The sequence below is a fragment of the Rhodococcus sp. 14-2470-1b genome, from assembly GCF_002259415.1.
In the GTDB taxonomy this organism is placed as follows: Bacteria; Actinomycetota; Actinomycetes; order Mycobacteriales; family Mycobacteriaceae; genus Rhodococcoides.
Genome location: NZ_NPFY01000011.1, coordinates 480,759 through 506,204, shown reverse-complemented (window position 1 = coordinate 506,204; position 25,446 = coordinate 480,759). Strand labels below are relative to the sequence as shown.

The following is a 25,446-nucleotide window of genomic DNA, read 5'->3' as shown; positions in this document are numbered from 1 at the left end:
ACCGCGCGTCAGAGCGGCACCGGCGACGGCGCTGTATCGGCAAGTGCAGCAATGAGATCCCGCTGAATATCCGTCGGAGGGATGGACGAGTCGACCACCGCCGAGACGGGAAGTTTCAGTCTGCGCTGCGCTTCGGTGCGGAACACCAGCCCGGTCTTCGGAGTGCTCTCGGCCGTGCTCGCGTAGATGATGGACCAGCATTCAGGGTGGTTGAGCAGTTCAGCGCTTGCCGTGTGGTCCATGGCGATAGGTGGGCCGAAGGCCAGGCGTCGACCACTTCTCTTCATTGCTCCTTCGATTACCCGATGCAGCAGGATCTGCTCGCTACGCTTGGGTAGGAGCAGAGGGTACTGGGCGAGCTGCTCGAGTCGAGGATCCGGCCCGGATGCCAGCGGGTGACTGTCGGCGAGAACGACGACGAGGTTCTCCTTCCACAGTTCGGTGACTTCGAGACCGGAGCGCTCGACGTTGCCTCGGATCAAGGCCACCTGGCAGTCGCCCGACGTGACGGCTTCGATCTGTTCGGCGAATCGTTTCAGAACGAAATCGATCTCGGCTTCCGGATGCCGCTCGCGTACTTGGACGATCGCGGCGATTGCGTTGGCCGCGAATGTCATGTTGCCGGTCAGTCGCAGCTGATTCCGGCGCCTGGCCGTCAACGCGAGCGCGGACTGCTCGAGCTCGACCATGTGACGTGCGATGGACATCAATTGTGTTCCGACAACGGTCAATCGGACCGAGCGCGACGACCGTTCGAACAGTGACTCGCCCATCTCGCGTTCCAGTTTGCCGATCTGGAGGCTGATCGCCGACTGCGAGACGTAGCACCGTTCGGCGGCGCGCGAGAAGCTCAACTCCTCGCCCACGGCGAGGAAGTACTTCAGTTGCCGAAGTTCCACAGCGCTCCATTCATGAGTTTTACTCATCGATTCTATTCCAAATTTCCCGTTGATAGACCACTGGCCGGGGCGTTTCATGGAGTGTGGTTGCTCGATTGGAAAGGAAAACCAGTGGATACGTACGAGGTCGTCATCGTTGGATCGGGATTCGGAGCGTTGGCTGCGGCCAAGTCTCTGGGCAAGGCCGGCGTGAAGTTCTCGCTCATCTCCAGCACGACGGAGCACCTGTTCCAACCGCTTCTCTACCAGGCCGCGACCGGCATGCTGTCGACGGGCGAGATCGCTCCACCCGTCCGGCGTATCCTCGCCCGCTACGAATCGGCCGACGTCCGGCTCGGCAAGGTCGTCGACGTCGACCCCGAGTTGCACCAGGTCACCTACATCGGCGCAGGCGGTAGCCACACCATCGGGTACGGCCGACTGATCGTCGCGACGGGTGCGACGCAGGCGTACTTCGGACGCGACGAATTCAAGGACCGCACCTTCGCGCTCAAGACCGTCGACGACGCCGTCGCCCTGCGCGAGCAGATCCTGAGCTGCTACGAGACTGCTCACCAGACTTCCGACCAGGAGGCGAGGAAGGAGCTGCTCAGCTTCGTCGTGGTCGGCGCCGGTGCCACCGGTGTGGAATTGGCCGGGCAGATCAGGGATCTCGCCCAGCGGTACTTCGCCGGATCCTTCCCGGACATCCATCCGGACGACGTGACGGTGACGCTCGTCGACGGCGTCAAGGACGTGTTGCCCGCATTCGGCGGCAAGCTCAGCACCTACGCCCGCGCGAAGTTGGAGAAGTCGGGCGTGGAGGTTGTCACCGGAGCCATGGTCACCGACATCGTCGACGACGCGGTGACGGTTCAGGACGTGGACACGAAAACGTCGCGGACCATCGCCGCCAAGACCGTCATCTGGTCGGCCGGCGTGCAGGCCAGCGATCTGGCGGCCACCGTCGCCGAACGCACCGGTTGCGAGACCGACCGCGCCGGCAGGCTTCTCGTCCACGACGACCTGACCGTCGGTACGGCAAAGGACATCTACGCGATCGGCGACGTGACATCGTTGAACGGTCTGCCCGGTCAGTCGCCCGTCGCGATGCAGCAGGGCCGCCACGTCGCGAAGGTCATCACCGGAAAGACGGAAGCCGGAACCCCGTTCGCGTACACCGACAAGGGAAGCATGTCGATCGTCGGCCGGTTCAGTGCAGTGGTGCGGTTGTTCGGAAAGGTCGACATGTCCGGCCCCGTCGCGTGGGTCATGTGGTTGGCGGTGCACCTGATGTACATGGTGGGCTTCCGCAACCGCTACGTGGCCGTGGTGTCGTGGATGAGCTCGTACATCGGAGACAAGCGCCCGCACTTTCAGTACACGGACAAATCCGCCGTACTCACGCAGGCGAAACAGCACGAGGACCGCGAAGCAGCCTAGGAGCAAGGCCGATTGTTTTCACTCCACTGCGTACAGGGTGTTGCCGTCGATGTCGTCGAACTCGAACATCGGCGGCAGCCCCTCCCAGAGGAGAAGTTCGTTCACCTTCGCCTCGTGCCCGACGAGGTGGGCGTGCAGGGCTCCGGCGTCCCCTGTCACGAACCGCACGCCGGTATCGCGGCCCGCAGAGAACCCCGGGTACTCCTTCAGTAGCGCGATCTCGATACCGGGAGCGCTCATCTGCACCCAACGAGATCCGAGTTCCTCGATCACACGGTCCGCGGACTTCGTCAAACCCAGTGCAACGGAGTAGAACTCGATTGCACGGTCTTGGTCGGCGACGGGTATGGCCACCATTCTCACTCCGGTGACATGTGCGTCGGTCATGGTTACCTCCAAGGTCGATGTCTGTCCCTACGCAGAGGTGGACTCGACGGCGCGCTGGAAATCATCGTGGTGCACGAGCGGGCTGTGAATGCGCCTCGGTTTCACAGCCGATGTAACTGCTTGTTCAGATAGGCACGGGTGGGAGGGTCCGCGGTGAGGGAGATGGCTTTCTCGTAGGCGGATCTGGCGGAGTCGATGTCACCCAGCTGAGCTTGCAGGTGAGCGCGCGTGGCCCAGGCGGGCTGGAATCGCTCGGTTCCGTTCGTTCGATCGAGCAGATGCAGTGCAGCGAGGGCGCCGTCGGTTTCGGCGGTGACGACGGCGAGTGCCACGGCGCTGCCGACTGTCGGTGCCGATGTCTGTAGTGCGGAATACAATTCGCGCAACGCGGTCCAGTCCGTTCGGCCGGTCTTTCGGCGGCCGCAGTGCACGGCGGAGGCAGCTGCTTCCAGTTGAAAACGCCCGAGTGCACTGGAGCCTGCAGCCACCAGGCGGTGCGCCGCGGCGAGGTGCTGCTCCCCGCGATGCAACAGGTCTGCGTCCCACAGTCGAAAGTCCTGCTCGGCCAACGGAACCAGTACCCCGCCTCGGCAGCGTGCCGGCATTCGTGCGGCGGACAGTCCGATCAACGCGGCAAGCCCGTGCGCCTCCGCGTCCTCTGGTAACACCGCGCACAGTGTCTCGGCGAGGTGCATTGCCTCACCGATCATGTTGTCTCGCACTTCGGATCCCGAGGCGTTCCAGTCGATCGCGAACGCACCGTACACGGCCTCACGAATTGCGTCGATCCGTGCCGGCATGGCACTCCGATCGGGAAGTTCGAACGGGATGTGCGCATCCCGGATGCGCTTCTTCGCTCGGCCCAGGCGTGCCGCCATCGTCGAGGCGGGTAGCGCGAACGCCTGCGCGATGTCCTTGGCCGTGAACCCCAGCACGACGTCGAGCATCAGCGGTGTCCTGACCGCACGGTCGACGTCGGGGTGGGCACACACGACCATCAGCTGAAGGCGCTTGTCCGGCAGTGCATCGACATCGATGTCGTCGAGACGCGATTCGGCGTGGACCACGGGATCGAGCGCTACCGAGGTTCGGTGTGCCGCCGATTTCCAGACGTCCCGACGCTTGTTCCTGGCGGCGGTGAGGAGCCAGGCGTCGGGATCGGTGGGCACGCCGTCGCGGGGCCAGGTGGTCAGCGCCCGTTCCAGGGCGTCGGCGAGGGCATCTTCGGCGGCCACGATGTCGCCGTCCGCGGATGCGAGGAGGGCAAGGAGCCGGCCGTACGACGTGCGCACAGCATGTTCGGCCGACTCCTGCACTGCACTCATCGGTTGGCCTCTCAGGTCCACGCGCCGTCGACGAAGGAGGTGGCGGCCGCTCGAACTTCCAGCACTCCGTACTGCGCGCCGGGGCACCGTTCGGCCCACATGAGCGCGGCGTCCTCGTCGGGTACCTCGATCACGAAGACACCGCCGACGCCTTCCTTCGTATCCGCGAAGGGACCGTCCTGAACCTGCAGTTCGCCGGTGCGTAGAGACAGCGTTCTCGCGGACGAGCTGGATGTCAGAACTTCCGCGGCGACGAGCACACCGGCGGACTCGAGTGCGCGGCCGTACGCTCCGAACGCCTCCTGCATCTGGGCGATCGTCTCCTGGTCGAGGACGCCCTCCTCGGGCTCGGCATTGTTGAGGATCAAGGTGTAGCGCATGTTTCTCTCCTGGCGTCGATGTCCATTTTGTACCGGATCCTTCGTGGTTGTACGTAGACATGACGATCGAGGGTTGTCGAAATCGACACGTAAGAGAATCCGTACGCCGGCCTACCCGGCCTCCAGATCCCCGGCGAAGGCCTGGATGTCTGCGACGACGAGTTCGGGCACTTCGAGGGCGGCGAAGTGTCCACCACGAGGTTGGACCGTGTAGCGGACGACGTCGAAGAAGCGCTCCACGAATTCGCGCGGTGGCCGGCCGATGTCTCTGGGGAACAAAGCGATTGCCGTCGGAACGTGGATGACCTGGTCCCAGTCTGCAGTATCTGCCCAGTCTTCGGTACCTGCCCAGTCCTGATCGCCGCTGTCCTCATCCCAGGCTGCACCTTCGCTGTACAAGCGCGTCGATGAGTGGATGGAGTTGCGTACCCAGTAGGTCATGACGTTGGTGATCAAGTCCTCGCCGCTCGGTAACGAGTCCGAGAGGCGACCGAAGTGGTCGACGATCCAGGCTGCGAGGCCGACCGGCGAGTCGCTGAGACCGTAGGCGAGAGTCAAGGGCCTCGACGACTGGATGGACACGTAGGCGGCGTCGTTCTCGCTCCAGGAGTCGAGCGCTTCCAGGAAGGTCTTCTCGTCATCGGTGACGGACTCTCGGTCGACCATGAACAGGTTGGGAAACGGAATGTCCGTGAGGTGCAATCCGAGTATCCGGTCCGGGTTCGCGCGCACCACTTCCTGGCCGACGACGCTGCCCCAGTCGCCACCGTGGACGAAGTACCGGTCGTACCCGAGGGTCTCCATCAGCGCGACGAGCGGTGCGGCCGTGGTCTCCGGGCCCGCGTCGCCGTCGGGCAGTTGTTCGGAGAATCCGAATCCGGGCAGGGATGGCACCACCACGTGGAACGCCGGCGCATCGGCGTTCACGGGGTAGCGCAATGCGTCGATGATCCCCACGTACTTGGCGAACGAGTCTGCCCAGCCGTGGAGCAGCAGTATCGGACGGGCGTCCGGACGATCCGATCGGGCGTGGACGAAATGCAGAGTGCCGTCGGCGAGATGGTGTGGGAACTCGTTCAGGCGTGCTTCGATGCTGCGCCAGTCGTACTCCTGCGCCCAGTAGGAGGTGAGGCGGCGCATCGTGTCGAGGTCGGTCCCCGTTTCCCATCCGGTGGCGCGGCCGTTCGGGAAGCGGGTTCGCGTCAGCCGGGCGGCGAGGTCGTCCAGGTCCGCTTGCGGTATGTCGATCGTGAAGTCGCTGATGTTCATGTAGCCCAAGCTAGAGCGGATTGCGGACATTTCCGGTCCGCAATCCTGAATCCCGGGTGCGTTGTTGAAATGTGAAAATGTCCAGTTCTGCCGTGGACTCGTCACAATTGCAGGCCCGAATGCGTGAGTAGATGTCCCCGAATCCAACTTCAGATCCATGTTCAGGCACCCAAACATTCTCTCGGTCCGTTTGTTGCTCTATCGTGACCTTCTACGACAATGGCGGACGCCCCGGCCGCCCCGAACGTTTCGGAAGGTGAGAAGCGTATGGCAACGACGATGGTGTCCTCCGATTCGGCAGAGGGGCTGAGCTTGGGAGGGCGTCCGGCATCCCATCAACTTCGAGTCGCGCGGGACTCGACGCAGAAGATCATCGACCACGTCCTCGACACCACCCAGTGTCGTGAGCTGACCGGAAGGTCCGGCCGGACCGTCGTCGCCGAGGTGACCGCAGAATGCGTGGCGCTTGCGGCGGATGTACTGGACAGCGGCGTACAGCCGTCGGCCGAAGCGCTCGGCAGGCTGCGCCGGTCCGCGGGCAAGTGGGCTCGAATCGGCGTTCCGCTGGCCGCCATCCAGCATGCGTTCCACGAGGGGTTCTCGCGATGCCTTCGCATGATCGCCGGGCGCGCTGTGGACGGTGAGCACGGGGCGCTCGTCGACGGCGCAGTGCTGATGTTCGGACTTCTCGACGTGGTGTCCGAGGTGGTCTCGTCGGGGTATCTGGACGAGTACAAGGCCGTGGCAGCGCAGGGTCAGGACCAGACGCAGGCATTGGTCACCGCCCTGCTCACCGGGGACCAGAGTGCCGCGTCCATCGCCGAGAGGCACGGCACCGAGCTCGCCGAGCGATACGAAGTCGTCGCGGTGCACTTTCCTCCGCACGCCGAGGAGGTAGGCGCCCCTGTCGCACGGGAGGCAGCGGCCACTCGCAAACTGCAGCGAATTCGATCCGCGCTTGCCGACTTCCACGCTGCCGAGCCGCCGTTGGCGATTCTCAGTGCGACCGGCGGAACGATCCTCGTGCCGGATCCGGTGGCAGGTATCGTCGAATCCCTGATCACCCGGTTGACGGAGGCAGGTGGCGTTCCCGTGTCGGCCTCGGCGGCGGTGTCGGTGACATCGCGCATCGCGGCTGCCGCGGAGAATGCCTACGAGTTGCTCAGGCTGGTGCAGCGCTTGGACTATCGACCCGGCGTGTATCGAATCGCAGACTTGGCGTTGGAGTTCCAGATCGCTCGACCAGGTGTCGGCCGCCGACATCTCAAGAGGATGCTGGATCCACTGCGCCGCGTACCGGATCTGCTGCCGACCCTTCAGGTGTTCGTCTCCACCGAGGCCAATCGTAAGAAGGCGGCGAAACAGCTTGTGGTACATCCGAACACCGTTGACTATCGGCTGAAGCGAATTCAGCAGATCACCGGAATCGATCCGATGAAGTCGTCCGGACTCCGATCGCTCCACGCTGCGTTGATCGCGGACTCGCTCGACCCGAAGAGAACGGTGTGATGGCGCCGGTCACGTCTCTGTCCGCTCGCGCCGCACTCGTCGCGATCGACGACATGGTTCCGTGCTTCCAGCCGGTGGTCGCGTTGCGGAGCGGTGACGTCGTCGGAGTAGAGGCGCTCGCTCGGTGGCCGACGGTGGTCGGAGTCGATCCCGCGGAGGTGTTCGCTCTCGCCCGCACGCGTGGTGTGGTGTCGGACATCGACTTCGTTTGTCGTGCCGCGGCATTGAAGGAAGCACGCTCGGCAGATCTGCGGCGCGGACTGGCGCTGTACTTGAACTACGAGCCGTCGGGTATCACGGATATCGAACGAACCGAGGCACATCTCGACGCGTTGGAAGGCGACGGACGGGTGGTTCTCGAGATCACCGAACGCGGACTCGTCGGGGACGCAGACAGGCTTCGGTCGATGGTGACCTCGGCCCGACGGCGCGGATTCTCCATCGCTCTCGACGACGTCGGTGCCAACCGCGGCACTCTCGAAGCGCTGCCGATCGTCGAACCGGACATCGTGAAACTCGACGCGTCGGTGCTGCGTCGGCCCCGTGCGTTCGGAAGCATGCGCGCCCTGTCGGCCGTCCGACGGTACGTCGCGTCCACCGGTGCAGTGATCCTCGCGGAGGGCATCGAATCCGAGCGGGATCGAGCGCGGGCGCTCGGCCTCGGTGCGACGTTAGGGCAGGGCTGGTTGTTCGGCGCCGCTGCTGCGGGCGCCGATCTTCGGGCCCGATTCGGCTGACGCGCGGAAGACGACGTGAAGCCATCTCGCGTCGAACCGCCGCAGCACCGTCCGGCGGGCCAGCGCGACGAGTACTGCTGTGCCGGTGACGGCCATCCACGTGGGCATCGGGTAGAGCGCCAGGCGTTCCCCCAGACCGAATCCGAATGTCTGCGCCAGCATCAGGATCGCGCCGACGACACCGACGAGTGCACAGACTGCGGACCAGAGTGCCACTACTCGTCGCTCACGCCAGAAGTGCCAGGCGATCAACGCCAGAACCACGTGCCGAGCGATGAAGCCGGGTAGCACGGCGGCCCAGTGCAGGATGGTTCCGTCGTCGGCGGGAAAGAGTCCGGTTGCCGCGGTGCTGACCGCGATGATCACGGCGAGCGACAGGATCGCCTTCTTCACCCGTCCACTTCTGATGTGGCGATGCAGAAACAGTGCTCCGACGAGAGTCAGGACCCCCAGGGCAACGAACGCAGCGTTCATGACGTCGTGCAGGGGTGAGCAGGACCCGACGTGGCACGTCGTCACCCCGAGCGAGCTGATCGAGTTCTCCTCGAAGCTGTACGGGGTACTCCACGCTGCCGCGGTGAACACTTCCGCGAGCAAGTAGGCGAAGCACAGGACCCAGGCAATTCCTGCGGCAGCGTGATGGACGTCGTGGGTGGGTGTCGGTGAGGCGATAAGGAACTCTCTTCGTGGCGAGTCGGCGTTCGGTGAACGCTGTACGGACGATGGCGTGACTGTACGTGCCCAACCTGAGAGTGCAGCCCGAACGACGGCTCTGCTCGTCGACGCCTACCTGCCCAGAGCACCCGACCGATTCTCAGGATGCCCTCGCCCTCGATTACCTGGCCCGACGCGGCTGAATCAACACCTGGGTGTCCACCGAAAGTCCGGACATGGCACTGGCGCAGGTCTCGCGGAGTGCAGCGGCCGACGCGAGGAGATCTGCCGACGGTGCGCCCGCGTCGCTTGCGCGGGCAGAGATACGGAGCAGTCGGTGCTTTCCGGTGTCCACCACACGACCGCTGGCTGCATCCACCCCGGGTGACGAGGCCAGTGCTGCGGCAGCGTTCTGGGCGGCGGAGGTCAGATCCACCTTGGCGTCGTCGGTACCGATCAAAGAGGCGGCACGCCTGGGCCGGTGTGCCCACAGCCAGTACAACCCAGCGACGGATACGACGACCGTGGCGCCGGTGAGCGCCCACGGCCACCACGACGTGTCTGCCCACCCGGTGGGGTTCCACGACTCGACCGTCCGCCTGGCGTCGTGAACGAACTGTGGTAGCCGGTCGCGTTCCCACGCGGCCGCCGCCAGTCCGGCTGCGCCGAGAAGGATGCCGACCAGCGCGGTGACCAGACGGTCGACAGCGGCGGTACCGACACTGATCGACGAAGTTCGTGCCGGCGCTGTGCCCTTGGCGATCCACACCCCATCGGAACCCGACGGCCGGTGAGTTCGGCTGCGCGGCAACACCGCACAGATGATCAGGACGAGCCCGATCACCGCGGTGACGACGCCGATCGGCAGCATCGCGCCGAGTACGGTGACGCCCAGAACCCAGTCGATCGCAGGCGCGATCCATGGCGCACCGTCGACGAAACCGAATTCGATCGATGTGTCGCGACCGAGAACGACACCGACGACACAGAGGGCCAACGCGAGGACCACAGCGACTGCACTCGCGCGAGGCGCGGCCTTGGGCGATACCTGTGTGGTCATTCCACTCGCCTCCCTGAACTCGTGACCTTCTCCGGCGCGACGTAACGCATCACGACATCCACAGTGTCGACCTCCAGCCCACTGGATTTCCGAAGGTCGTCCGCCACGCTGGTTCGCACTCGCGCAGCGACCTCGGCGATGGGCGTCGGCCACCGCGTGGCGGCTTCGACCGTCGCCCTCACTTTTCCGTCTCGGACGGTTGCCTCCACGCGCGGCAGGGTTTTCGAGGTGAGACCACCGGTGACGCGTTCCACGCCGTCCACCCGGCTCGCCGTGATCTCGGCGATGCGGGTGACGGCGCGAACTCGTACCTCGAGGTGGCCTCGTTCGTCAGCGGTCATGGCGGCGGCCACGCGAGAACGCGTCGCGGCTCTGGAACATCGACACGTCCAGTTCGCCGTCGATGTAGCGACCGACGGCAAATCCGACGACCGCGAGGATCACGGCGAAGAGAAATCCGGTGAATCCGCCGGCAGCGGCCGCAATGGCCAACAGAAGTCCTACGAACAAGCCGATGGTGGACGTCGTCATGATGATGCTCCTGCTAGATGTCGAAGTAACGTTTGGACCGCAGCCGCCCTGCGGGCCCGAAGATCCTGCGGTAGTAGTGCTTCCACGTGCGCCGACGAATCGTGGTGGGTGCGCGAGAAAACCTGCGGTCGACGGCGGCGAGTTCGGCTGCGTACACAGCCGGGTCGCCGCCGACGTCCGGATGGTGCTTTCTCGCCACCGCGCGGCGGGCGGCGGTGTGCTCGGCCGAACGGCTCATGCGTGAGTGGACCGCATCATCAGCGGATTACGTCCTCGACGGTGACGTGAACCGGTCCGTCGGCCACAGCGGCTACGGCCGTTCGGATCGCGTCGGCAGTGGCCGGAATCGGGCTGCCCTGACGCAAGATCACGTGCACGTCGACGCTTCCGTCCTCACGGATCCGAACGCCGGAAACGCGCCTGCCCGGCAGGTATGTCGCGGCTTCACCGAACATACCGCCGTGCAGACCCGCGACACCCGCCGTCGCGGTCACCGCGTCGGCGATGACTTCCGAGACGTCGGGTGCGCCCATATCGGGTCCTGATGTCACTGAACTCGCGTCCCGGACACTTCCTGCCCGGACTCGTCGTCACCCTCGTCGAGAAAGACGTCGTGCACGACGATGTTGACCTCGGTGACCTCGAGGCCCGTCATCCGCTCCACGGCGGTGATGACGTTGCGACGGATGCCCGACGCCAGATCTGCGATCGACACTCCGTACTCAGCGACGATGTCGATGTCGACGGCTGCCTGACGCTCGCCGACCTCGACCGACACACCCTGCGACTGGTTGACGCGTGCACCTGGGATGCGCTCGCGGAGTGCACCGATGGCGCGGGAGGTTCCGCCGCCGACGTCGTGCACGCCCTGGACCTCGCGGGTGGCGATACCGGCGATCTTCGATACGACGGTGTCGGCGATGGTGGTGCGTCCGGTGGTGCTGACCAGTGCGGACGTTGTGGTCGCGCTCTTGGCAGCCGTTCCGGATGCGGCTTCTGTCGACTTGTCCAGCGTCTGGGTGCTCATGTTCTGTCCTCTCGCGAATCGATTGTGACGCCAAGTAGGTCGTAGCGAAATCGGAAAAGCGCACGTCTGAAAATAGTGGCGTGCGTCACACTTGTGAAGCGCTGGTAGAACGGTGTCGAATGCATCTCGTCCAGGTGGGCACACGCGGCACGAGCACTTCGAGGACGGGGGCACAGATGGCGGACACGCTCCGATGACCGACGAGCTGCCTGGCCGCGTCATGTCCGACGGCCGGCCACTGTCCGACCACGTGCTCGTCAGCAACGCGGCTCTGGGTGACACCGACGCCTTCGAGCTGATCGTCGCCAGGTACGGACCGGAGATGTTCCGCTACGCCCGCAACATGCTCTCCGATCACGGGGCCGCCGAGGAGGTGGTCCAGGACGCCTTCGTCGCAGCGTGGAAGGGATTGGATACGTTCAGGGGCGACTCGAAACTACGGACGTGGTTGTTCTCGATGGTCTCGCACAAGGTCGTCGATCATCGGCGCAAGCGTGCGGTCGCACCTGCCGAGGACTGGGTGTTCGAGCGCCGAAGCACCGATGCACGCGCGGATCCCGAGGTCAGTGCCACCAATGATGACTTCATGGCGGATCTGGGGCGTGCTCTGGCCGAACTGCCCTACCGGCAGCGAGCATGCTGGCTGCTGCGAGAAGTGGAGGGGATGACACATCCGGAAATCGGGCAGATCATGACATTGTCGGCAAGCGCGGTACGCGGTCACCTGGTTCGCGCCCGAGCAACGTTGAGTGAAAGGTTGGCGGCATGGCAGTGATGCAGCTATGACGTCGGAACCGGACGACTGGGTGTTGCAGCGGGCGGCGCGGGAGCTGCGGGAGGCGCCGGAGGAGCCGCGCTGGTTCGATATCAGCAACTCCATCATCTCCAAGGTCCGTGCGACGACCCGTCGGACGTGGCCGGTGGATGCGCAGTTCCCCACGTCGCCGGAAGGCCGTGGATCCGACACACTGCGCGTCAGCGATCACGTCGTGCGTACCGCGGTGCTGCGGGCGCTGTCCGGAGTTCACGGGTGTCAGCCGACCGAGATCGCCGTGCATACCGACGGGCACGTGTGCACCGGGGTATCGCTCTCGGTGGTCGGTGCATACGACAGCGACCTCCAAGCCGTCGGAAACGACCTGGCGCGCATCGCCATGTCGATCGTGGCCGAGATCCTCGGTGTGTCGCTGACGCGTGACGACGTCGACGTGCACGTCGACGACATCGAGATCCGGCCGTGACCCGTCGGCTCACGGTTCGACGAGCAGCATCGAGTTGGATTGCTGCAGTGGTGGTTCCGTGTGCCGCGGCAGGACTCATCGAAGTGCTGGGAGCCGATTTCGACTCGAGTGGAATCAGTGCGCTGTTCTTCGTCGTCGTCCTGTGCGTCGCCCTTCTCGGGGGCGTCGTGCCCGCAGCATTGTCGGCCCTGATCTCCGGGTTCCTGCTCAACTACTTCTTCACCGAACCCCGCTACAGCCTCACGATCGCCGAGCCCGAGAACTTTCTCGTCACCGTGGTGCTGCTGGTCGTCGCAGTGGCGGTGGCCGTCCTGGTCGATCTCGCTGCTCGACGCGCCCAGCAGGCCAGTCGCGCAACAGCTCTGGCCGAGGCGGACGCACTGCGCCGCGCGCTCCTCTCTGCCGTCAGTCACGATCTGCGCACCCCGCTCGCCGCCGTCAAAGCCGCGTCGTCGTCGCTCCGCAGCACCGATGTGGAGTTCTCGGCCGAGGACACCGCCGAACTGATCGCGACCATCGACGAGTCGGCGGATCAGCTGACGTCTCTGGTGGAGAACCTGCTGGATTCTTCCCGGTTGCAGGCAGGTGTGGTACGGCCGGCCCTCGCACCGGTCTACGTCGAGGATGCAGTGCAGCGAGCGTTGATCGGACTGGAGGCCGATCCGTCGTCGACCGTCACCGACGTCGGCAGCGCCTGTGTACTCGCCGACGCAGGCCTGCTCGAGCGTGTACTGGCCAACCTCGTGAGCAATGCCGTCCGGCACGCTCCCGGTAGTACGGTGTTCATCCGTGCAACGGAGAGCGGAGGCGAGACGACGATCACCGTCGCAGACAACGGTCCAGGTGTCACTCGAGCTGCCCAGCAGACGATGTTCGACGCCTTCCAGCGACTCGGGGACACCGACAACAGCGCAGGCGTCGGCCTGGGCCTGTCCGTCGTACGCGGATTCGTCGAAGCGATGGGCGGCCACGTCCGCGCCCTCGACACCCCGGGCGGAGGGTTGACGGTGGCCGTGCAGCTCATGTCCCCGGAACCGACGGTGTCCTCGGAACTGACGGTGTCCTCGGAACTGAGGGCGTCGGGTGCTCGGCCCGTTCCGTCGCAGAGCTCGGAGGGCGCGCAGTGACCGAATCGCCGAGTATCCGCATCCTCGTGGTCGAGGACGAACCCCAGATCGTTCGCGCGTTGCGCATCAACTTGAAAGTGCGTGGATACGACGTCGTGGCCGCGGCGTCGGGAGCCGAAGCGCTCCGTCTGGCGGCGGATTTTCACCCCGAGGTGGTACTCCTGGATCTCGGTCTGCCGGATTTCGATGGTGTCGAAGTCATCGGGGGTCTGCGCGGATGGACCGACGTTCCGATCGTCGTGCTCTCGGCGAGAACGGATTCCGCCGACACGGTGGATGCACTGGACGCCGGGGCCGACGACTTCGTCACCAAACCGTTCGAGATGGACGTGCTCTTGGCGCGGTTGCGTGCGGCCTTGCGTCGCGGCCCGAGGGCGGTGGAAGACGCAGTGGTGGAGACAGATTCGTTCACCGTCGACCTGTCCTCGAAGACCGTCACCCGCGGCGGGGACGTCGTCCATCTGACCCGCACCGAGTGGGGAGTGCTGGAGCTGCTGGCCCGCAACTGCGGAAAGCTGGTGTCCCAGCGCGAGATCCTGAAGACCGTGTGGGGTCCGAAGCACGAACGTGAGACGCACTATCTGCGAATCTATCTAGCCCAGCTACGTCAGAAGCTCGAGGACGATCCGTCCCGTCCGCGGCACTTACTGACCGAGACCGGGATGGGATACCGACTGAAGTAGCGGGTGCTGGGGTACTGGGGTGCCTGGGTGTTACTGAACGGGCACGGACGACGAGGCGGGGCCGCTGCCCTGCTTCAGCCAGTGCTGCAGCGGAGCAGGCCGCCCGTACAGGTACCCCTGGGCGAACCGGCAGTGCAGTGCCTCGATGGCGCGGGCCTGATGCTCGGTCTCGACGCCCTCCGCGACGATGGAGACGGGTAGTGCCCGTGCCATCGCGGCGATTGCCGACACCAACGAGCCACCCGAGGCATCGGTCCCGATCTCGGCGATGAACGAGCGGTCGATCTTCAGCAGTGCAATGGGCAGTTCACGAAGGCGACTGAGCGAGGAGTAACCGACTCCGAAGTCGTCCAACACGATCAGCACATCCAGCGCAGCGAGGCGGTCGAGGATCTTCTTCGCGGCGAATACGTCGTCGATCAACGCCGTCTCGGTGACCTCCAGTGCCAGATCGGATCCCTGCAATCCGAGCTCGGCCAACAACTGTCCGACGAGTACCGGCAGTGACTCGTCGCGTAGCTGTACGGGTGAGATGTTGACGGACATCGTGACGTCCTGGCCCTGCGCACGCAGCTCGGCCAGGTCCGTGAGGGCGGTACGAAGGACGGCCGCACCGATCTCACCGATGAGGTCGGTCGATTCGGCAATGGCCACGAACTCGCCTGGTCCGCGCAGTCTTCCACCGTGCTGCCACCGCACCAGAGCCTCGTAGACGACGGTAGCGCGGGTCGAGGTCATCACGATCGGCTGGTAGTAGACCACCAACTCTCCGCGCCGGACGGCGCCGCGCAGAGCGGTCGCCGTCTCGATCGCGGCCGTGGACGACGCCCGCAGGGACTCGTCGAAGTATGCGATGCGGGACGCGCCTTGCGACTTGGCGTGATACATCGCGGTGTCGGCTTCGCGAATGAGGTCGTCGAGACGATGCGCCCGGTTGGTGGTCGCGGCGATGCCGACCGACGCGGTGATGTACGCGCTGGCGGCACTGAGAACGAACGGCTCGGCGATTCGATCGACTATCGACTTCGCCAGCGCTTCCATCTCGGGTCGAGTGCAGCGGCCGATCACGATGAATTCGTCACCCGCGTAGCGAACCACGGTATCGACCGAGCGGACCGTGGACCGAATTCGGTGCGCTGTCGCCGCGATCATTTCGTCTCCGACGCGATGCCCGTACGAGTCGTTGACGACTTTGAAGTTGTCGAGGTCGACGAACAGGATGAAAATTCTGCCCGGCTCGTCCCGCGCCCCGAGGCGCTCGAACTCGTCGGGCAGCATCGTGCGATTGGGTAGGCCGGTCAGCGCGTCGTGCGCCGCGCGATACCTGGCGTCGTCCTCGCTGCGTTCCATCAGGCTCATGGCGCGTTCGCCGCGGAGGAAGCTGCCGATGAGGATGGCCGAGAGCAGTGTGGAGCGAACCGCGAGATCGGCGGTGGACAACGAGGTTCCGAGGACAGGGATTGCCGCGCACACCAACAGCATGACGAAGAGGAACGCGGACCGACGCCGGTGACGGGGTGTCGCACGCTGACGCTGAGCCATCGTGGCCATCTGCGGGTGCAGCGCCGCGAGTCCGAGCGAGACGTAGCCGACGAGGTAGATGCCGTCGAGCAGGCCAGGTGACAGCGGTGACGCCCGAGACAGGAAGTGCGCGTAGGCGATGTCGCCGACGAACACCGACAGCAACGCGAGCATCAGCAACCGCAGTGAGGTGTTGCCGCGCTTGGACGACATCAACAGATACGCAGTCAGCGTGATCATGCCTGCGTCGATGGCCGGGTAGATGCCGTTGAGAACGGCGAGGGCAGTGTCCATCTCGCTGTCGAGAAGGGGTGAGATCAGCAGGACCCACGACAGGAACAACCCACCGATTGCGGTCAACGTCGCGTCGATCAGCGGCGTCACGTCGTCGCGGGAGCGGCGTTCGAGAATCCACCGGGCCAGTGCGACACCGATCAACACGTACCCGCCGAGCATGAACGTGTTCGACAGCGCCGTCACGCCCGAGGGGTAGATACTCGGGTCCCCGCGGAGGCTGACGCCCACCAGAAACAGGATCGCGGTCCCGAACAGGCACCACCATGAGGTGGCGTCGGCCGGCCTGTGTCTGCGGATGCCGACGCCGATCGCGAGTATGGCTCCGATGGCGAACGTGCCGAGAACCATCGACCGAACCGACGCGTCACCGACGAGGAACAGAACGGCGCCGACGGCGAGAACACTCGCCGCACCGACGAACTTCGGTGCCCCGGCAAGCGTTCGATGCATCGACGGCGCCTTCGTGTTCATCGGAGGCCCCCTCACCTGCTGCTGTAGTCCACGAACCGGCTGTCAAGTTCGCCCTGACGGGAAGATTACTGTAGGACCCCTCCACTGTGCTGGGAACCTCGTCACGAGTCCTGCGTCGGTGTGCGATGAGTTCTCGGATCGGTACGGGTCTGCTCTGTCGAAGCAAGGCGACCCTGGTCCTTGCGTACAGGCAGGAGTCACCCATGACCACGTCGATTTCAGGAATTTCTGCTCGCTCGTTGTCGCGGCCGCGAGCAGTGTTGTTCTCCGTGTTGCTCGCTCTGGTGCTCAATCTCGTTCTCTGGGTGATCGGGCTGGCAGCGGGCGGAAATTTCGAGCTGACCGACACCGGAACCACCATGGCGGTCGCACCGGGCGGAGTCGTCATGTTGACGGTCGTGCCCATGGTCGTGGGAATGGGCGTCGCCGCCCTCGTGTCCCTGAAGTGGCTTCCCGTCGTTCGCATCGCACAGGTCGTCGGAGTCGTCGCACCGTTGGGCACCATCGCGATGACCGTCGCCGCCGACTTCGACGCGGCCAGCACGATCACCCTCGCACTCATGCACGTCGTGATCGCGGTGGTCGTGCCGCTGGGTCTGGAAGCCCTGCGCCGGGGGGCCGTCGGGAGTGGGCAGTCCAGATGAACGCGTAAAATCGGACACCATGAGTGCATCGGACGGCACAGGATCGCAGGACGACGCCGCATCACAGGACGACGCCGCATCGCAGGACGTCCCTGGGCAGGTTCGGGCCATGGTCGGGCAGAGTTACCGAATCGACGATGTGTACGAGGTCGGCAAGGCCAAGGTCTCGGAGTTCGCGAACGCGGTACAGAATTTCCATCCCGCGCACTTCGACCAGGACGAGGCGACGGCTCTCGGCCACAGCAGCCTCGTCGCGCCGCCGACCTTCATGTCGCTCATCGCGTTCGTGGCGCAGCGACGGATGTTCGAGGAAACGTTCAGTTGCTACGCGATGCCTCAGATCCTCCAGGTGGATCAGCGATTCACCTTTCACCGGCCGCTGCTGGCCGGGGATCGGTTGAGCTGCGAAGTGTCACTGGTGTCGGCGCGGCGGGCCGTGGGTGCGGATCTGATGGTCGTGGAGAACGAGATCTTCGACCAGCGTGATCAACCGGTGCTCACGGCGGCGACGACGATCGCTGCGTCCACGGACATCCAGGCACCGGAGGACTTCATGAGCGCCGTCGAGCAGATCATGATGGCCGGAACGGCTCCGGTGGCATGAGCAGCGGCTCGCCTACTCCTGATCTGCCGGGGCCGGAGGCCATGCGTGGTCGCTGGGCGTTGTGTGCGGCCCTCACGGCGGCGCAGGGTTGGCCGGACCACTGCCACGCCCGCCCCGGCAGCAGTGCAGCGCCCGGTGCAACGTGGCACTACGACGACGGCGGGGGCAACTGGGCGGCACTGAGGATCGCGGCACCGAGGATCGCGGGACTGAGGATCGCCGACGCGTCCGCTTCGGTGTCGAGTGAGATCTCGCGGGCAGTTCTGGTGGGGTACGACCACGAGTACAGCGAAACGTACTTCGGTGCAGCCGCCGAGTACTTCGGTGAACCCGAGACGGACCTCCTGCGCGGGTTACCTGCCTGGACGGGCGACGTGGTGGCCGATTACATCGCGGACATTCAGCGGTCGGGCATGTGGCTCGGGTTCGTCTACGTATTCGATAAGGGCCGGTGGTCACGCGCCGCGTACAGCGCTCCCGACGGTTTCGCGATGTTGAATCTGCCGCCCGTCAGTGCGCAGGCGACGACCGAGCATCTGGCGGAGTTCCTGAACGGCATCGCGGGCGACCAGGGCGTCGCCGCGGGAGTCGACGCGACGGCGGTGGCCGCCGCGGTGGCTGCGGGTCCGGCGGTCACGTCGGAGCAGCTGCGGGCGATGTTCGGAGCACGGCAGGTCGACATCGAGGCGGGCGTCGCTGCTGCGCGGCTGTTCGCCTGAGATCGTCAACTGGGAGTTGACGAAGCTCGATCGTCAACTTATGGTTGACGCATGGTCGAATCAACGAAAGTTCAAGTCCCTGTCCGCCTCGACGATCTGATCGACGCCATCAAGAAAGTGCACGACGACGAGCTCGAGCAACTGTCCGACGCGGTCGTCGCGGCCGATTCCCTCGGCGATCTGGCCGATCACCTGATCGGTCACTTCGTCGATCAGGCGCGCCGGTCGGGTGCGTCGTGGACCGAGATCGGCCAGAGCATGGGCGTGTCCAAGCAGGCCGCGCAGAAGCGATTCGTTCCGAAGGGGCCGGGCGGATCCGATTCCGCGATGGACGCCTCCGAGGGCTTCAAGAGGTTCACGCCTCGGGCCAAGAACGTCGTTGTCGCGTCCCAGAACGAGGCTCACGCCGTGGGCAGTGCCGAGATCGCTCCTGCCCACCTGGTTCTCGGCATGCTGACCGAGGAGGAGTCGATCGGCACTCGATTCCTGTTGTCCGACGGCCGGACCGAACAGCAGGTGCGCGACGCCGCGCAGGCGTTGCTTCCCGCGTCGGAAGGCGAGTCGCCTGCACTGATCCCCTATGACGCAGGCTCGAAGAAGGTGCTCGAACTCACCTTCCGCGAGGCACTGCGTCTGGGGCACAACTACGTCGGGACCGAGCACGTGTTGCTGGCAATGCTCGAGTTCGAGAACGGCGAGGGTCTGCTCACCGACCTCGGCTTGGAGAAGAATGCCGTCGAGGAGCAGTTGGTGGCGGCTCTCGGCTCGCTCTGAGCACCAGGCCTCTGTCCTCTGTTCCGAGGCCTCTGCCTGATCAGTCCTTTCGGCTCACGAAGCAGGCACCGGCGGCGATGAGTGCGCTGACGAACATGGCGATGACCATGGGAACGGCGGTCTCCTCGCCGCCCAGGCCGACTAGTGGCGAAATGAGTGCGGCAAGACCGAATTGGAGTGCACCCAGCACAGCCGAGCCGGTGCCGGCGAGATGCGGAACCTGTGCGACGGCAAGGCTCGTCGCGTTGGCGAAGACGAAGCCCTCGGCCACGAGTGTGAGGAACAGCAAGAGGAGCGTCGGCCACAGGCTGATTCCGACCATGACGAGAACGAGGAGCAGCGTGGTCGTGACAACGAGTACGCCGATCCCAGCGGTCATCATGCGGTGCAGGGAAATTCGGTCGGCGAGCTTCGCGGTGATGGCACTTCCGACCATGAGTCCGAGTGCGTTCACGGCGAATGCCGCCGAGTACTGGCCCGCCGACAGGCCGAGCATGTTCTGCAGTACGAACGGTGACGCAGAGATGTATGCGAACATCACGCTGAAGGCGAAGGCGAACGTCAATGTGTAGGCAACGTATCGGCGGTTCTTCACGACGGATCCCATACCGCTGATCATGTGGGCGAGGCCTCCATCACGGCGGTTCTCGCGGTCCAGTGACTCGGGGACCAGCGCGATGGCACACAGGAGCATCACTGCAGTCAGGCCCGCAATGATCCAGAAGACGCCGCGCCATCCGAGGGAGTCGACGACGGCGCCGCCGATGAGTGGTGCGATGACCGGGGCAACGCCGCCGATGATCATCATCAGCCCGAACAGCTTGGCGGCGTGGCTTCCTTCGGTCCGGTCGGCGATGATCGCCCTCGACAGCACGACGCCCGCAGCTCCGGCGAGGCCTTGGACGAACCTGGCGGCGATCAAGAACTCGACCGACGGTGCGAGGGCGGAGGCGATGCCTGCGACGAGGCACACGGCGGCTCCGACGACCAGCGGGACTCGTCGGCCGAGTTTGTCCGACAGGGGTCCGATGATCAGCTGGCCGATGGCGAGGCCGATGAGAAAGGTGGTCAGCGTGAGCTGAATGCTGCTGGCGGAGGTGTTCAGATCGGCTGCCATCGCCGGGAACCCGGGGAGGTACATGTCGGTCGCGAGCGGTGGTACGGCGGTGAGCAGTGCGAGTGCGCCGATGAGTACGGCGTTCGGTGCTGCAGTCCGGGAGGGCGTGGTGGTAGTCATCGACTAGGACAATAGCTTATATTTTTATATGTATTATGTCGGTGTGACGGACACGACCGGACCTGCAAGCCTCGCCTCGGTGCTGCACGACCTGAGTTGGATCATTCAACGCGGGGATCGCGTGGAAGGGCTCGACATCGAACCGTTGCCTGCACCGGAGGTGACCGTGCTCAAGCACATCGACAGGCATGCGGGCATCGGAGTCTCGGCGCTGGCAGACATGTTGGCGATGCAACCCTCCAACGTCAGTGCCGCGGTCCGCACCCTCGTCGAGCGTGGTCTAGTGGTCAAGAGTCCGTCGCCGGTGGACCGACGTGTCACGCAACTGAACGTCACCGATCGAATGCGGCGCCACCGAACCCGCATCGAAGCGGCATGGTCGGCACGGATCACCGGAGCTCTGGGGCGACTGCCGGACGAGTCCGCCGCGCAGCTCGTCTCGGCAGCGCCGGCCCTGATGCTGCTGATGAACGAGTTGCGCGACCGCGCTTAGCGTGCGGCGCCGGTCGAGTCGTCCGGGCCGGCGGGCAGGCGAGTGTCCTCCTCGATGAGGCTTGCGACGACACCGCCCGCCGCGCGGACGCCCGCTGCGGCAGAACCGATCACGTTCTCCATGGGGGCTGCGACGTTGCCCGCGGCGTAGACGCCGGCAACCGACGTCGCGCCGGTCTGATCCGTCGCCACGAACGACGCCCCGGCGGGTACGTCGCCCATCATCATGTCGGTGACCTCCAGTCCGAGGCTCACCAGAACGCCGGCGTTGGCGGTGAACGTCGGCTTGGTCACCACTGCGTCCACCGGAACCACCGAACCGGTGGTCAGCTGAACGCCTACGAGCGCATCGTTCTCGACGGCGATCTTCTGCACGGCGTCCGATATCACCGCGACGCCGCGTGCAGCGAGTTTCTTCGATTCGTCTGCGGTGGGCACGAATTCGCGGGTGAAGAGCACCACGTCGTCGACCCACTGCCGCCACATCAGTGCCTGATGAACGCCGAAGGGGCTGCCGATGATGCCGACCTTCTTGTCGCGCACCTCCCAGCCGTGGCAGAACGGGCAATGCAGAACTTCACGCCCCCACCGCTCGGCGAGACCGTCGATGTCGGGCAGTTCGTCCGTCAGGCCTGTCGTCACGAGCAGGCGTCGGGCGGTGAGAGTGACGCCGTCGGCGAGTTCGACGGTGAAGTGGTCTCCGTGCGCAGCCGCCTTCACCGCCGTGCCCGCCTTGATTTCTGCGCCGTATCCCTGTGCTTCCTCGCGTCCGCGTGCCAGGAGTTCGAGAGGCGGAATCCCCTCCAGCCCTAGGTAGTTGTGGGCGTGGTCGGCAGGTGCGTTGCGTGGTGAGCCCGCGTCCACGACGAGAACTCGTAGGCGCGCACGTCCGAGCGTCACCGCCGCTGCAAGTCCGGCCGGGCCGCCGCCGACGATGATGACGTCATGGTCGAGGTGTGTAGTCATGCGACCACTGTGGCCCACCTGCAGCCGCATGGCAAGTAGGTTTGCCGATTCGGCAAAAGATAGGGCCCTTTCGGATTCTGAGTCGGTTTGGACCGTCCCAACCGAGTCGATCGACGGTGAAACCGCAGCTCAGCCGACTGGCTACGACTTGAAGACCCCGCTGGGGTGAGGTTGACTCGAGGCCGGAACCGCAGGAGTCACGGACCGCAGGGATCGAAATTGGGGGGATACATGAGGAGAGGACAGCACTTGCACCGGCGAGGTGACGTAGTGGTGGCCGCACGCAATCTGGGCAAGCGTGCATGGTGCAGCGGGGTACCGGCCGGAACCGTCGGGGTGGTGGTCGACATCGACTGGCTCGGGGATCTGCGCGTGGAATTCGACATCGCCGGAGATTGGCTCTCCGGTCGATGCGTCGTCGAAAAGGTCGTGACCGACAGTGACGTGCACCTGCTCAGGCCTGCCGAGCATCGGCTTACCGGAACCTGAGGGTCATCGACACACAGGGATCATTCGGTGACACACAGGGATCATTCGGTGTCGGTGGCGGGGCCCTCATGGGTTGCGCCGCCTTCACCGGACCAATCCCCGGACTCCTCGCCTGCAGCGGGGTCGGACTGAACGTCGTCGTCGGCACCCGTCGGCGACGTATCGGTATCGGTCGTGGCGGGATCGGGCTGCTTGTTCGTTTCACTCATGCGGCCGGGTTACCCCGAGTGCGGGATCTCAACCCGCGATGATCTCGCGAAGACGCTCGGTGTCCTGCGAGGTCCAGCCCTCGGGCTGAAGGATCTCGGCCCACAGGTCGACGGCGTCCTCGCCGTAGTTGTGGCCGTATCCCTGCGGAACGTCGGTGGAGAACACCATGTCGAACGTCGTCTGCCAGAAGGTGACGAACGGGAACCATCGAACGCCGGGGTCGACGTCGACTCCTCGGGGCTCGCGCAGCCAGTCCGGTTGATGCAGAAGCAGATCCGGCGACCACCACGTGATGGGATCCGACGCGTGCTGCCAGTACACCACACGAGGTTCGGCCCAAGGAGTGCCGATGTCGAGGTCGCTCGGTCTGCCCGCGAACCGGACGTAGCGGCCGCCCGATATCACCGGGAGGATCTCGCGTGAACCCGCGTCGCGGTTCGCCGTCGTCTCCGCCCACTGCTTGGTGAAGTTTGGGTTACCGACCCACAGAGCACCGTCGGTGCGCGCCACCATGTCCCGTGCGCCACCGAAGGCGTCCTGCCCGCCGTACGCGCCCAGGCTCTCTCCGAATGCCACCAGTTCGGGCCGCGTGCCCTCGGGACGCTCGAGGATGGCGTCGTACACCTTGTCGAACAGCGCGCGTCCTGCTTCACGCGGTGAATCACGATCTGCGAGAAACGCTATGGGGCTGGGCAGGAACGAGTACTGCATCGACGCGATCGCCGTGTCCCCGCCGTTCATGTACTCGAACGATCCGGCGACGGCTTCGTTGACCCAACCGCGTCCGGTGGTGGTGGCCACGGCGACGACGGCCCGGTCGAACGCATCGGTACGTTCCAGTTCCGCGACGACGCGGTCGGCGGCCTCGTCGATCGAATCGGCCTCCGCAGCCCCGACATACGCCCGGATCGGCGTGAGAGCATCTGCACCGGTGAACGATTCGATCTGCTCGGCAGTCGGGCCGGAGGCGACGAAGCGCCTCCCCTCCATTCCGAGGGAGTCCCAGTCTTCGTACGAGTCCGGTGATCCCGATTTCTCCATCGCGGCAGGCTGCTCGACGCCGGGGTGGCTACCTTCGTCGGCCAGTTTCGACGAGCTGGCAATGGTCGCGATGAGAACGTTGTTCACCGCCCCGTTGACGACGAACAGCGTCAGGATCGTGACGACGGCGATTCCGATTGCCTTCGCCGCGGGGATCGGTACGAACCGCGTGCACAGAACAGCCAACCGACGTGCGCACCAACGGAGTCCGCGGGCGGCGAGAAGCAGGAGAACGGCAACGACTACCGCGACGAGAAGTACTGCGATGTACAGGATTCGGCCCGGGCCTTCGTCGTCGACCTCGACGAGCCGTCGCACGATCTGCTGCCACCATGATCCGAGTACCAGAAAGAGTGGCACGACGATCGCGGTGAATACGGCGAGGGCCCACCAGCCGTACCGTTTCGTCGCGTCGGACCATCGAGGACGAATCCCGCACCGATGCACCAGCCACACCACGGCGCAGCCGACGCCGTAACCCGTGGCGATGCTGATGCCCGACGCCACGCCCTGTAGATACCAGGCGCGCGGCAGCAGCGACGGGGTCATCGAGAAGGCGAAGAACACGACGCCGAGGAACAGTGCGGCCGGTTCGAGTCGCGAGCTGAACAGCCGCAGCGAGTGCATCGTCACATAGTAGATCCGTAGGCGCGGAACGGTGCTGTTTGTCGGTCAGGGTATTTCTGGACCGCACCGGGGTCTGCCGCGCCCGGTTACTCCAGCGCCAGTATGTGTTCGCGTGCGCCGATGTGTTCGAAGTACCGGCGTGCGGAGCGCACGACCGCCGCGTGGGCATCGTCGGTGATGATCCGGTCCCACCATGCGCCGTACAAGGATTCGAAGCTGTAGGGAGCGACCATCTTCACAGCGCGCAGGATGGTGTCCGGGTGCTCGGGGATCAAGTTGGGATAGCTGTACATGAATCCGACCCACCGGCGGTCGGCAACCACGGTGAAGATGTCGCCTGCGCAGAGCGCTCCGCGCCCGTCGACGCCGTCGGCCCAGTGCATGACCGTTCCGCCGTCGAAGTGGACGCCTGCACGGAGGAGGGTGCGGCCGGGCAGGATTTCCGTGCGCTCACCGGACCACAGGACGACGTTGTCGGTCCGCGTCAGCCAACGGGCGTCACGTTCGTGAACGTAGATCGGGGCGTCGTCGAAGGCTCGGGACCATTCGACCATCGAGCTGTAGTAGTGCGGATGCGATAGCGCGATCGCGGAGATGCCGCCCAACTCGGCGACTCGGGCGACGGCGGCGTCGTCGATGTAGGTCACCGAATCCCACATGACGGTCCCGCCGTGGCCGGGGACGAGGAGTGCACGCTGTCCGATGGCGAGTGCGGGGGAGGTCGCGAGTCCCCACAGACCCGGAATTTCCTCACGGATCTCGACGCTGTGGCCCTGCTCCCGAAGTTTCGCGAGCGATGTCCACCGCTGGCCGTCGTAGCCGATGTACTGGCGCTCGTCCTCGCAGATGATGCATGCGGCGGGCCGATCGTCGCGGCCTGCGGAGTCACGGTCGTACTGGACTCCGCAGGTCACGCAGATCGGAAGCCGATTATTCATGACGGACAACTGGAGAAAGCCCTGTCAGAGGAGAGCGGGCTGTCAGAGACCGAAGGGGAGAACGCCCGGCTGCAACTCGAAGCCGCTGCTTCCGGCGGACGCGGTGCCGATGCCGCCGAGGATCAGGTTGATGAAGTTCGTGATCATAGGTGTCTCGTCTTTCGT

General features: G+C 65.1%; 30 protein-coding genes and 1 pseudogene. 13 read left to right on the top strand and 18 right to left on the bottom strand.

The genetic code is table 11. The features are described 5' to 3' along the window. Positions 1-8: 8 nt before the first annotated feature. The gene (locus CH293_RS09430) at positions 9-926 is read right to left on the bottom strand and encodes a LysR family transcriptional regulator (protein ID WP_230595542.1); all 918 of its coding nucleotides are present in this window, start codon (positions 924-926) and stop codon (positions 9-11) included. A gap of 84 nt (positions 927-1,010) precedes the next feature. Between CH293_RS09430 and CH293_RS09425 the strand changes: the two genes are divergently transcribed. Then, on the top strand, positions 1,011-2,321 hold the full coding sequence (locus CH293_RS09425) for an NAD(P)/FAD-dependent oxidoreductase (RefSeq protein WP_094720057.1): 1,311 nt from the start codon (positions 1,011-1,013) through the stop codon (positions 2,319-2,321). Between the two features lie 18 nt (positions 2,322-2,339). Here CH293_RS09425 and CH293_RS09420 read toward each other — a convergent pair whose 3' ends face one another. The 4 genes from CH293_RS09420 to CH293_RS09405 all read right to left on the bottom strand — a co-directional run bounded on the left by CH293_RS09420 (position 2,340) and on the right by CH293_RS09405 (position 5,682). Beyond that, entirely contained in the window at positions 2,340-2,708 is a 369-nt protein-coding gene (locus CH293_RS09420) for a VOC family protein (protein WP_094720056.1), read from the bottom strand. A 101-nt stretch (positions 2,709-2,809) separates the two neighbouring features. Further along, positions 2,810-4,033 carry an RNA polymerase sigma factor gene (locus CH293_RS09415; RefSeq protein ID WP_094720055.1) on the bottom strand — a complete coding sequence of 408 codons (1,224 nt, stop codon included), beginning with the start codon at positions 4,031-4,033 and terminating at the stop codon, positions 2,810-2,812. Positions 4,034-4,044: 11 nt separating this feature from the next. Beyond that, the gene (locus CH293_RS09410) at positions 4,045-4,413 is read right to left on the bottom strand and encodes a YciI family protein (protein WP_020110410.1); all 369 of its coding nucleotides are present in this window, start codon (positions 4,411-4,413) and stop codon (positions 4,045-4,047) included. 111 nt (positions 4,414-4,524) lie between these two features. Further along, a complete protein-coding gene (locus tag CH293_RS09405; RefSeq protein WP_094720054.1) occupies positions 4,525-5,682 on the bottom strand; it encodes an epoxide hydrolase family protein in 1,158 nt (385 codons plus the stop codon). A 267-nt stretch (positions 5,683-5,949) separates the two neighbouring features. On the opposite strand from CH293_RS09405, the gene CH293_RS09400 reads away from it, so the two are divergent. Beyond that, positions 5,950-7,191: a CdaR family transcriptional regulator gene (locus CH293_RS09400; protein WP_094720108.1), complete on the top strand. Its 1,242-nt coding sequence runs from the start codon at positions 5,950-5,952 to the stop codon at positions 7,189-7,191. Further along, entirely contained in the window at positions 7,191-7,928 is a 738-nt protein-coding gene (locus CH293_RS09395; protein WP_037109738.1) for an EAL domain-containing protein, read from the top strand. Before CH293_RS09400 ends, CH293_RS09395 begins: the two co-directional genes overlap by 1 nt. Here CH293_RS09395 and CH293_RS09390 read toward each other — a convergent pair. The 7 genes from CH293_RS09390 to CH293_RS09360 all read right to left on the bottom strand — a co-directional run bounded on the left by CH293_RS09390 (position 7,863) and on the right by CH293_RS09360 (position 11,200). Further along, the gene (locus tag CH293_RS09390) at positions 7,863-8,525 is read right to left on the bottom strand and encodes a DUF998 domain-containing protein (protein WP_052059253.1); all 663 of its coding nucleotides are present in this window, start codon (positions 8,523-8,525) and stop codon (positions 7,863-7,865) included. The two genes, CH293_RS09395 and CH293_RS09390, sit on opposite strands and share 66 nt — an antisense overlap. 238 nt (positions 8,526-8,763) lie before the next feature. Next, positions 8,764-9,642 (bottom strand): hypothetical protein, encoded by an 879-nt coding sequence (locus tag CH293_RS09385; RefSeq protein ID WP_094720053.1) that lies wholly within the window; start codon positions 9,640-9,642, stop codon positions 8,764-8,766. After that, entirely contained in the window at positions 9,639-9,983 is a 345-nt protein-coding gene (locus CH293_RS09380; RefSeq protein ID WP_230595541.1) for an Asp23/Gls24 family envelope stress response protein, read from the bottom strand. The genes CH293_RS09385 and CH293_RS09380 overlap by 4 nt, the downstream gene beginning before the upstream one ends. Next, the gene (locus tag CH293_RS09375) at positions 9,973-10,173 is read right to left on the bottom strand and encodes a DUF2273 domain-containing protein (RefSeq protein ID WP_037109731.1); all 201 of its coding nucleotides are present in this window, start codon (positions 10,171-10,173) and stop codon (positions 9,973-9,975) included. Before CH293_RS09375 ends, CH293_RS09380 begins: the two co-directional genes overlap by 11 nt. 13 nt (positions 10,174-10,186) lie before the next feature. Beyond that, a complete protein-coding gene (locus CH293_RS09370) occupies positions 10,187-10,411 on the bottom strand; it encodes a hypothetical protein (protein ID WP_037109727.1) in 225 nt (74 codons plus the stop codon). 19 nt (positions 10,412-10,430) lie between these two features. After that, entirely contained in the window at positions 10,431-10,706 is a 276-nt protein-coding gene (locus CH293_RS09365; protein ID WP_037109724.1) for an Asp23/Gls24 family envelope stress response protein, read from the bottom strand. Positions 10,707-10,720: 14 nt separating this feature from the next. Then, positions 10,721-11,200 carry an Asp23/Gls24 family envelope stress response protein gene (locus CH293_RS09360; protein WP_037109721.1) on the bottom strand — a complete coding sequence of 160 codons (480 nt, stop codon included), beginning with the start codon at positions 11,198-11,200 and terminating at the stop codon, positions 10,721-10,723. Positions 11,201-11,393: 193 nt separating this feature from the next. Here CH293_RS09360 and CH293_RS09355 point away from each other — a divergent pair, with 193 nt between their 5' ends. From CH293_RS09355 to CH293_RS09340, 4 genes and pseudogenes are all read left to right on the top strand, one after another. After that, positions 11,394-11,975: an RNA polymerase sigma factor gene (locus tag CH293_RS09355; protein ID WP_094720052.1), complete on the top strand. Its 582-nt coding sequence runs from the start codon at positions 11,394-11,396 to the stop codon at positions 11,973-11,975. A 7-nt stretch (positions 11,976-11,982) separates the two neighbouring features. Beyond that, complete coding sequence (locus CH293_RS09350; RefSeq protein WP_037109716.1) at positions 11,983-12,441, top strand: hypothetical protein; 459 nt, start codon at positions 11,983-11,985, stop codon at positions 12,439-12,441. Between the two features lie 32 nt (positions 12,442-12,473). Continuing rightward, positions 12,474-13,568 (top strand): annotated as a pseudogene (locus CH293_RS09345) (ATP-binding protein); the annotation flags it as partial. Further along, positions 13,565-14,251, top strand: a complete 687-nt coding sequence (locus tag CH293_RS09340) for a response regulator (protein WP_094720050.1) — start codon at positions 13,565-13,567, stop codon at positions 14,249-14,251. The pseudogene CH293_RS09345 and the gene CH293_RS09340, both read left to right, overlap by 4 nt. A 30-nt stretch (positions 14,252-14,281) precedes the next feature. Here the strand turns inward: CH293_RS09340 and CH293_RS09335 are convergent, their stop codons facing one another. After that, positions 14,282-16,540: a bifunctional diguanylate cyclase/phosphodiesterase gene (locus CH293_RS09335; protein ID WP_037140079.1), complete on the bottom strand. Its 2,259-nt coding sequence runs from the start codon at positions 16,538-16,540 to the stop codon at positions 14,282-14,284. 203 nt (positions 16,541-16,743) lie between these two features. Between CH293_RS09335 and CH293_RS09330 the strand changes: the two genes are divergently transcribed. Genes CH293_RS09330 through CH293_RS09315 form a run of 4 tightly spaced genes read left to right on the top strand, consistent with a single transcriptional unit; the run spans position 16,744 to position 19,281 of the window. Next, the gene (locus CH293_RS09330; RefSeq protein ID WP_094720107.1) at positions 16,744-17,184 is read left to right on the top strand and encodes a DUF6069 family protein; all 441 of its coding nucleotides are present in this window, start codon (positions 16,744-16,746) and stop codon (positions 17,182-17,184) included. A 19-nt stretch (positions 17,185-17,203) separates the two neighbouring features. Then, positions 17,204-17,788, top strand: a complete 585-nt coding sequence (locus CH293_RS09325) for a MaoC family dehydratase N-terminal domain-containing protein (protein ID WP_094720049.1) — start codon at positions 17,204-17,206, stop codon at positions 17,786-17,788. Beyond that, entirely contained in the window at positions 17,785-18,507 is a 723-nt protein-coding gene (locus tag CH293_RS09320; RefSeq protein WP_094720048.1) for a hypothetical protein, read from the top strand. The genes CH293_RS09325 and CH293_RS09320 overlap by 4 nt, the downstream gene beginning before the upstream one ends. A gap of 51 nt (positions 18,508-18,558) precedes the next feature. Beyond that, positions 18,559-19,281 carry a Clp protease N-terminal domain-containing protein gene (locus CH293_RS09315; protein ID WP_094720047.1) on the top strand — a complete coding sequence of 241 codons (723 nt, stop codon included), beginning with the start codon at positions 18,559-18,561 and terminating at the stop codon, positions 19,279-19,281. Positions 19,282-19,321: 40 nt separating this feature from the next. On the opposite strand, the gene CH293_RS09310 is transcribed toward CH293_RS09315, so the two are convergent. Further along, positions 19,322-20,518 carry a multidrug effflux MFS transporter gene (locus CH293_RS09310; RefSeq protein WP_094720046.1) on the bottom strand — a complete coding sequence of 399 codons (1,197 nt, stop codon included), beginning with the start codon at positions 20,516-20,518 and terminating at the stop codon, positions 19,322-19,324. 43 nt (positions 20,519-20,561) lie between these two features. On the opposite strand from CH293_RS09310, the gene CH293_RS09305 reads away from it, so the two are divergent. Then, complete coding sequence (locus CH293_RS09305; RefSeq protein WP_255122777.1) at positions 20,562-21,011, top strand: MarR family winged helix-turn-helix transcriptional regulator; 450 nt, start codon at positions 20,562-20,564, stop codon at positions 21,009-21,011. Here the strand turns inward: CH293_RS09305 and CH293_RS09300 are convergent. Then, positions 21,008-21,976: an NAD(P)/FAD-dependent oxidoreductase gene (locus tag CH293_RS09300; RefSeq protein ID WP_094720106.1), complete on the bottom strand. Its 969-nt coding sequence runs from the start codon at positions 21,974-21,976 to the stop codon at positions 21,008-21,010. The genes CH293_RS09305 and CH293_RS09300 overlap by 4 nt on opposite strands. A 273-nt stretch (positions 21,977-22,249) precedes the next feature. Between CH293_RS09300 and CH293_RS09295 the strand changes: the two genes are divergently transcribed. Next, complete coding sequence (locus tag CH293_RS09295; RefSeq protein WP_230595540.1) at positions 22,250-22,465, top strand: hypothetical protein; 216 nt, start codon at positions 22,250-22,252, stop codon at positions 22,463-22,465. Positions 22,466-22,506: 41 nt separating this feature from the next. Here the strand turns inward: CH293_RS09295 and CH293_RS28165 are convergent, their stop codons facing one another. From CH293_RS28165 to CH293_RS09285, 3 genes are all read right to left on the bottom strand, one after another. Continuing rightward, on the bottom strand, positions 22,507-22,674 hold the full coding sequence (locus CH293_RS28165) for a hypothetical protein (RefSeq protein WP_176459954.1): 168 nt from the start codon (positions 22,672-22,674) through the stop codon (positions 22,507-22,509). Between the two features lie 28 nt (positions 22,675-22,702). Continuing rightward, on the bottom strand, positions 22,703-24,343 hold the full coding sequence (locus tag CH293_RS09290; RefSeq protein ID WP_176459953.1) for an alpha/beta-hydrolase family protein: 1,641 nt from the start codon (positions 24,341-24,343) through the stop codon (positions 22,703-22,705). A gap of 86 nt (positions 24,344-24,429) precedes the next feature. Beyond that, a complete protein-coding gene (locus CH293_RS09285) occupies positions 24,430-25,281 on the bottom strand; it encodes an MBL fold metallo-hydrolase (RefSeq protein ID WP_255122776.1) in 852 nt (283 codons plus the stop codon). Positions 25,282-25,446: the final 165 nt, after the last annotated feature.

What these genes read in the sequence shown, in the direction of transcription:
- CH293_RS09430 (WP_230595542.1), bottom strand. Translation starts at nt 926, where the DNA reads ATGAGTAAAACTCATGAATGGAGCGCTGTGGAACTTCGGCAACTGAAG.
- CH293_RS09420 (WP_094720056.1), bottom strand. Translation starts at nt 2,708, where the DNA reads ATGACCGACGCACATGTCACCGGAGTGAGAATGGTGGCCATACCCGTC.
- CH293_RS09415 (WP_094720055.1), bottom strand. Translation starts at nt 4,033, where the DNA reads ATGAGTGCAGTGCAGGAGTCGGCCGAACATGCTGTGCGCACGTCGTAC.
- CH293_RS09410 (WP_020110410.1), bottom strand. Translation starts at nt 4,413, where the DNA reads ATGCGCTACACCTTGATCCTCAACAATGCCGAGCCCGAGGAGGGCGTC.
- CH293_RS09405 (WP_094720054.1), bottom strand. Translation starts at nt 5,682, where the DNA reads ATGAACATCAGCGACTTCACGATCGACATACCGCAAGCGGACCTGGAC.
- CH293_RS09400 (WP_094720108.1), top strand. Translation starts at nt 5,950, where the DNA reads ATGGCAACGACGATGGTGTCCTCCGATTCGGCAGAGGGGCTGAGCTTG.
- CH293_RS09395 (WP_037109738.1), top strand. Translation starts at nt 7,191, where the DNA reads ATGGCGCCGGTCACGTCTCTGTCCGCTCGCGCCGCACTCGTCGCGATC.
- CH293_RS09385 (WP_094720053.1), bottom strand. Translation starts at nt 9,642, where the DNA reads ATGACCACACAGGTATCGCCCAAGGCCGCGCCTCGCGCGAGTGCAGTC.
- CH293_RS09380 (WP_230595541.1), bottom strand. Translation starts at nt 9,983, where the DNA reads ATGACCGCTGACGAACGAGGCCACCTCGAGGTACGAGTTCGCGCCGTC.
- CH293_RS09375 (WP_037109731.1), bottom strand. Translation starts at nt 10,173, where the DNA reads ATGACGACGTCCACCATCGGCTTGTTCGTAGGACTTCTGTTGGCCATT.
- CH293_RS09370 (WP_037109727.1), bottom strand. Translation starts at nt 10,411, where the DNA reads ATGAGCCGTTCGGCCGAGCACACCGCCGCCCGCCGCGCGGTGGCGAGA.
- CH293_RS09365 (WP_037109724.1), bottom strand. Translation starts at nt 10,706, where the DNA reads ATGGGCGCACCCGACGTCTCGGAAGTCATCGCCGACGCGGTGACCGCG.
- CH293_RS09360 (WP_037109721.1), bottom strand. Translation starts at nt 11,200, where the DNA reads ATGAGCACCCAGACGCTGGACAAGTCGACAGAAGCCGCATCCGGAACG.
- CH293_RS09355 (WP_094720052.1), top strand. Translation starts at nt 11,394, where the DNA reads ATGACCGACGAGCTGCCTGGCCGCGTCATGTCCGACGGCCGGCCACTG.
- CH293_RS09350 (WP_037109716.1), top strand. Translation starts at nt 11,983, where the DNA reads ATGACGTCGGAACCGGACGACTGGGTGTTGCAGCGGGCGGCGCGGGAG.
- CH293_RS09335 (WP_037140079.1), bottom strand. Translation starts at nt 16,540, where the DNA reads ATGAACACGAAGGCGCCGTCGATGCATCGAACGCTTGCCGGGGCACCG.
- CH293_RS09330 (WP_094720107.1), top strand. Translation starts at nt 16,744, where the DNA reads ATGACCACGTCGATTTCAGGAATTTCTGCTCGCTCGTTGTCGCGGCCG.
- CH293_RS09325 (WP_094720049.1), top strand. Translation starts at nt 17,204, where the DNA reads ATGAGTGCATCGGACGGCACAGGATCGCAGGACGACGCCGCATCACAG.
- CH293_RS09320 (WP_094720048.1), top strand. Translation starts at nt 17,785, where the DNA reads ATGAGCAGCGGCTCGCCTACTCCTGATCTGCCGGGGCCGGAGGCCATG.
- CH293_RS09315 (WP_094720047.1), top strand. Translation starts at nt 18,559, where the DNA reads ATGGTCGAATCAACGAAAGTTCAAGTCCCTGTCCGCCTCGACGATCTG.
- CH293_RS09310 (WP_094720046.1), bottom strand. Translation starts at nt 20,518, where the DNA reads ATGACTACCACCACGCCCTCCCGGACTGCAGCACCGAACGCCGTACTC.
- CH293_RS09300 (WP_094720106.1), bottom strand. Translation starts at nt 21,976, where the DNA reads ATGACTACACACCTCGACCATGACGTCATCATCGTCGGCGGCGGCCCG.
- CH293_RS28165 (WP_176459954.1), bottom strand. Translation starts at nt 22,674, where the DNA reads ATGAGTGAAACGAACAAGCAGCCCGATCCCGCCACGACCGATACCGAT.
- CH293_RS09290 (WP_176459953.1), bottom strand. Translation starts at nt 24,343, where the DNA reads ATGCACTCGCTGCGGCTGTTCAGCTCGCGACTCGAACCGGCCGCACTG.
- CH293_RS09285 (WP_255122776.1), bottom strand. Translation starts at nt 25,281, where the DNA reads ATGAATAATCGGCTTCCGATCTGCGTGACCTGCGGAGTCCAGTACGAC.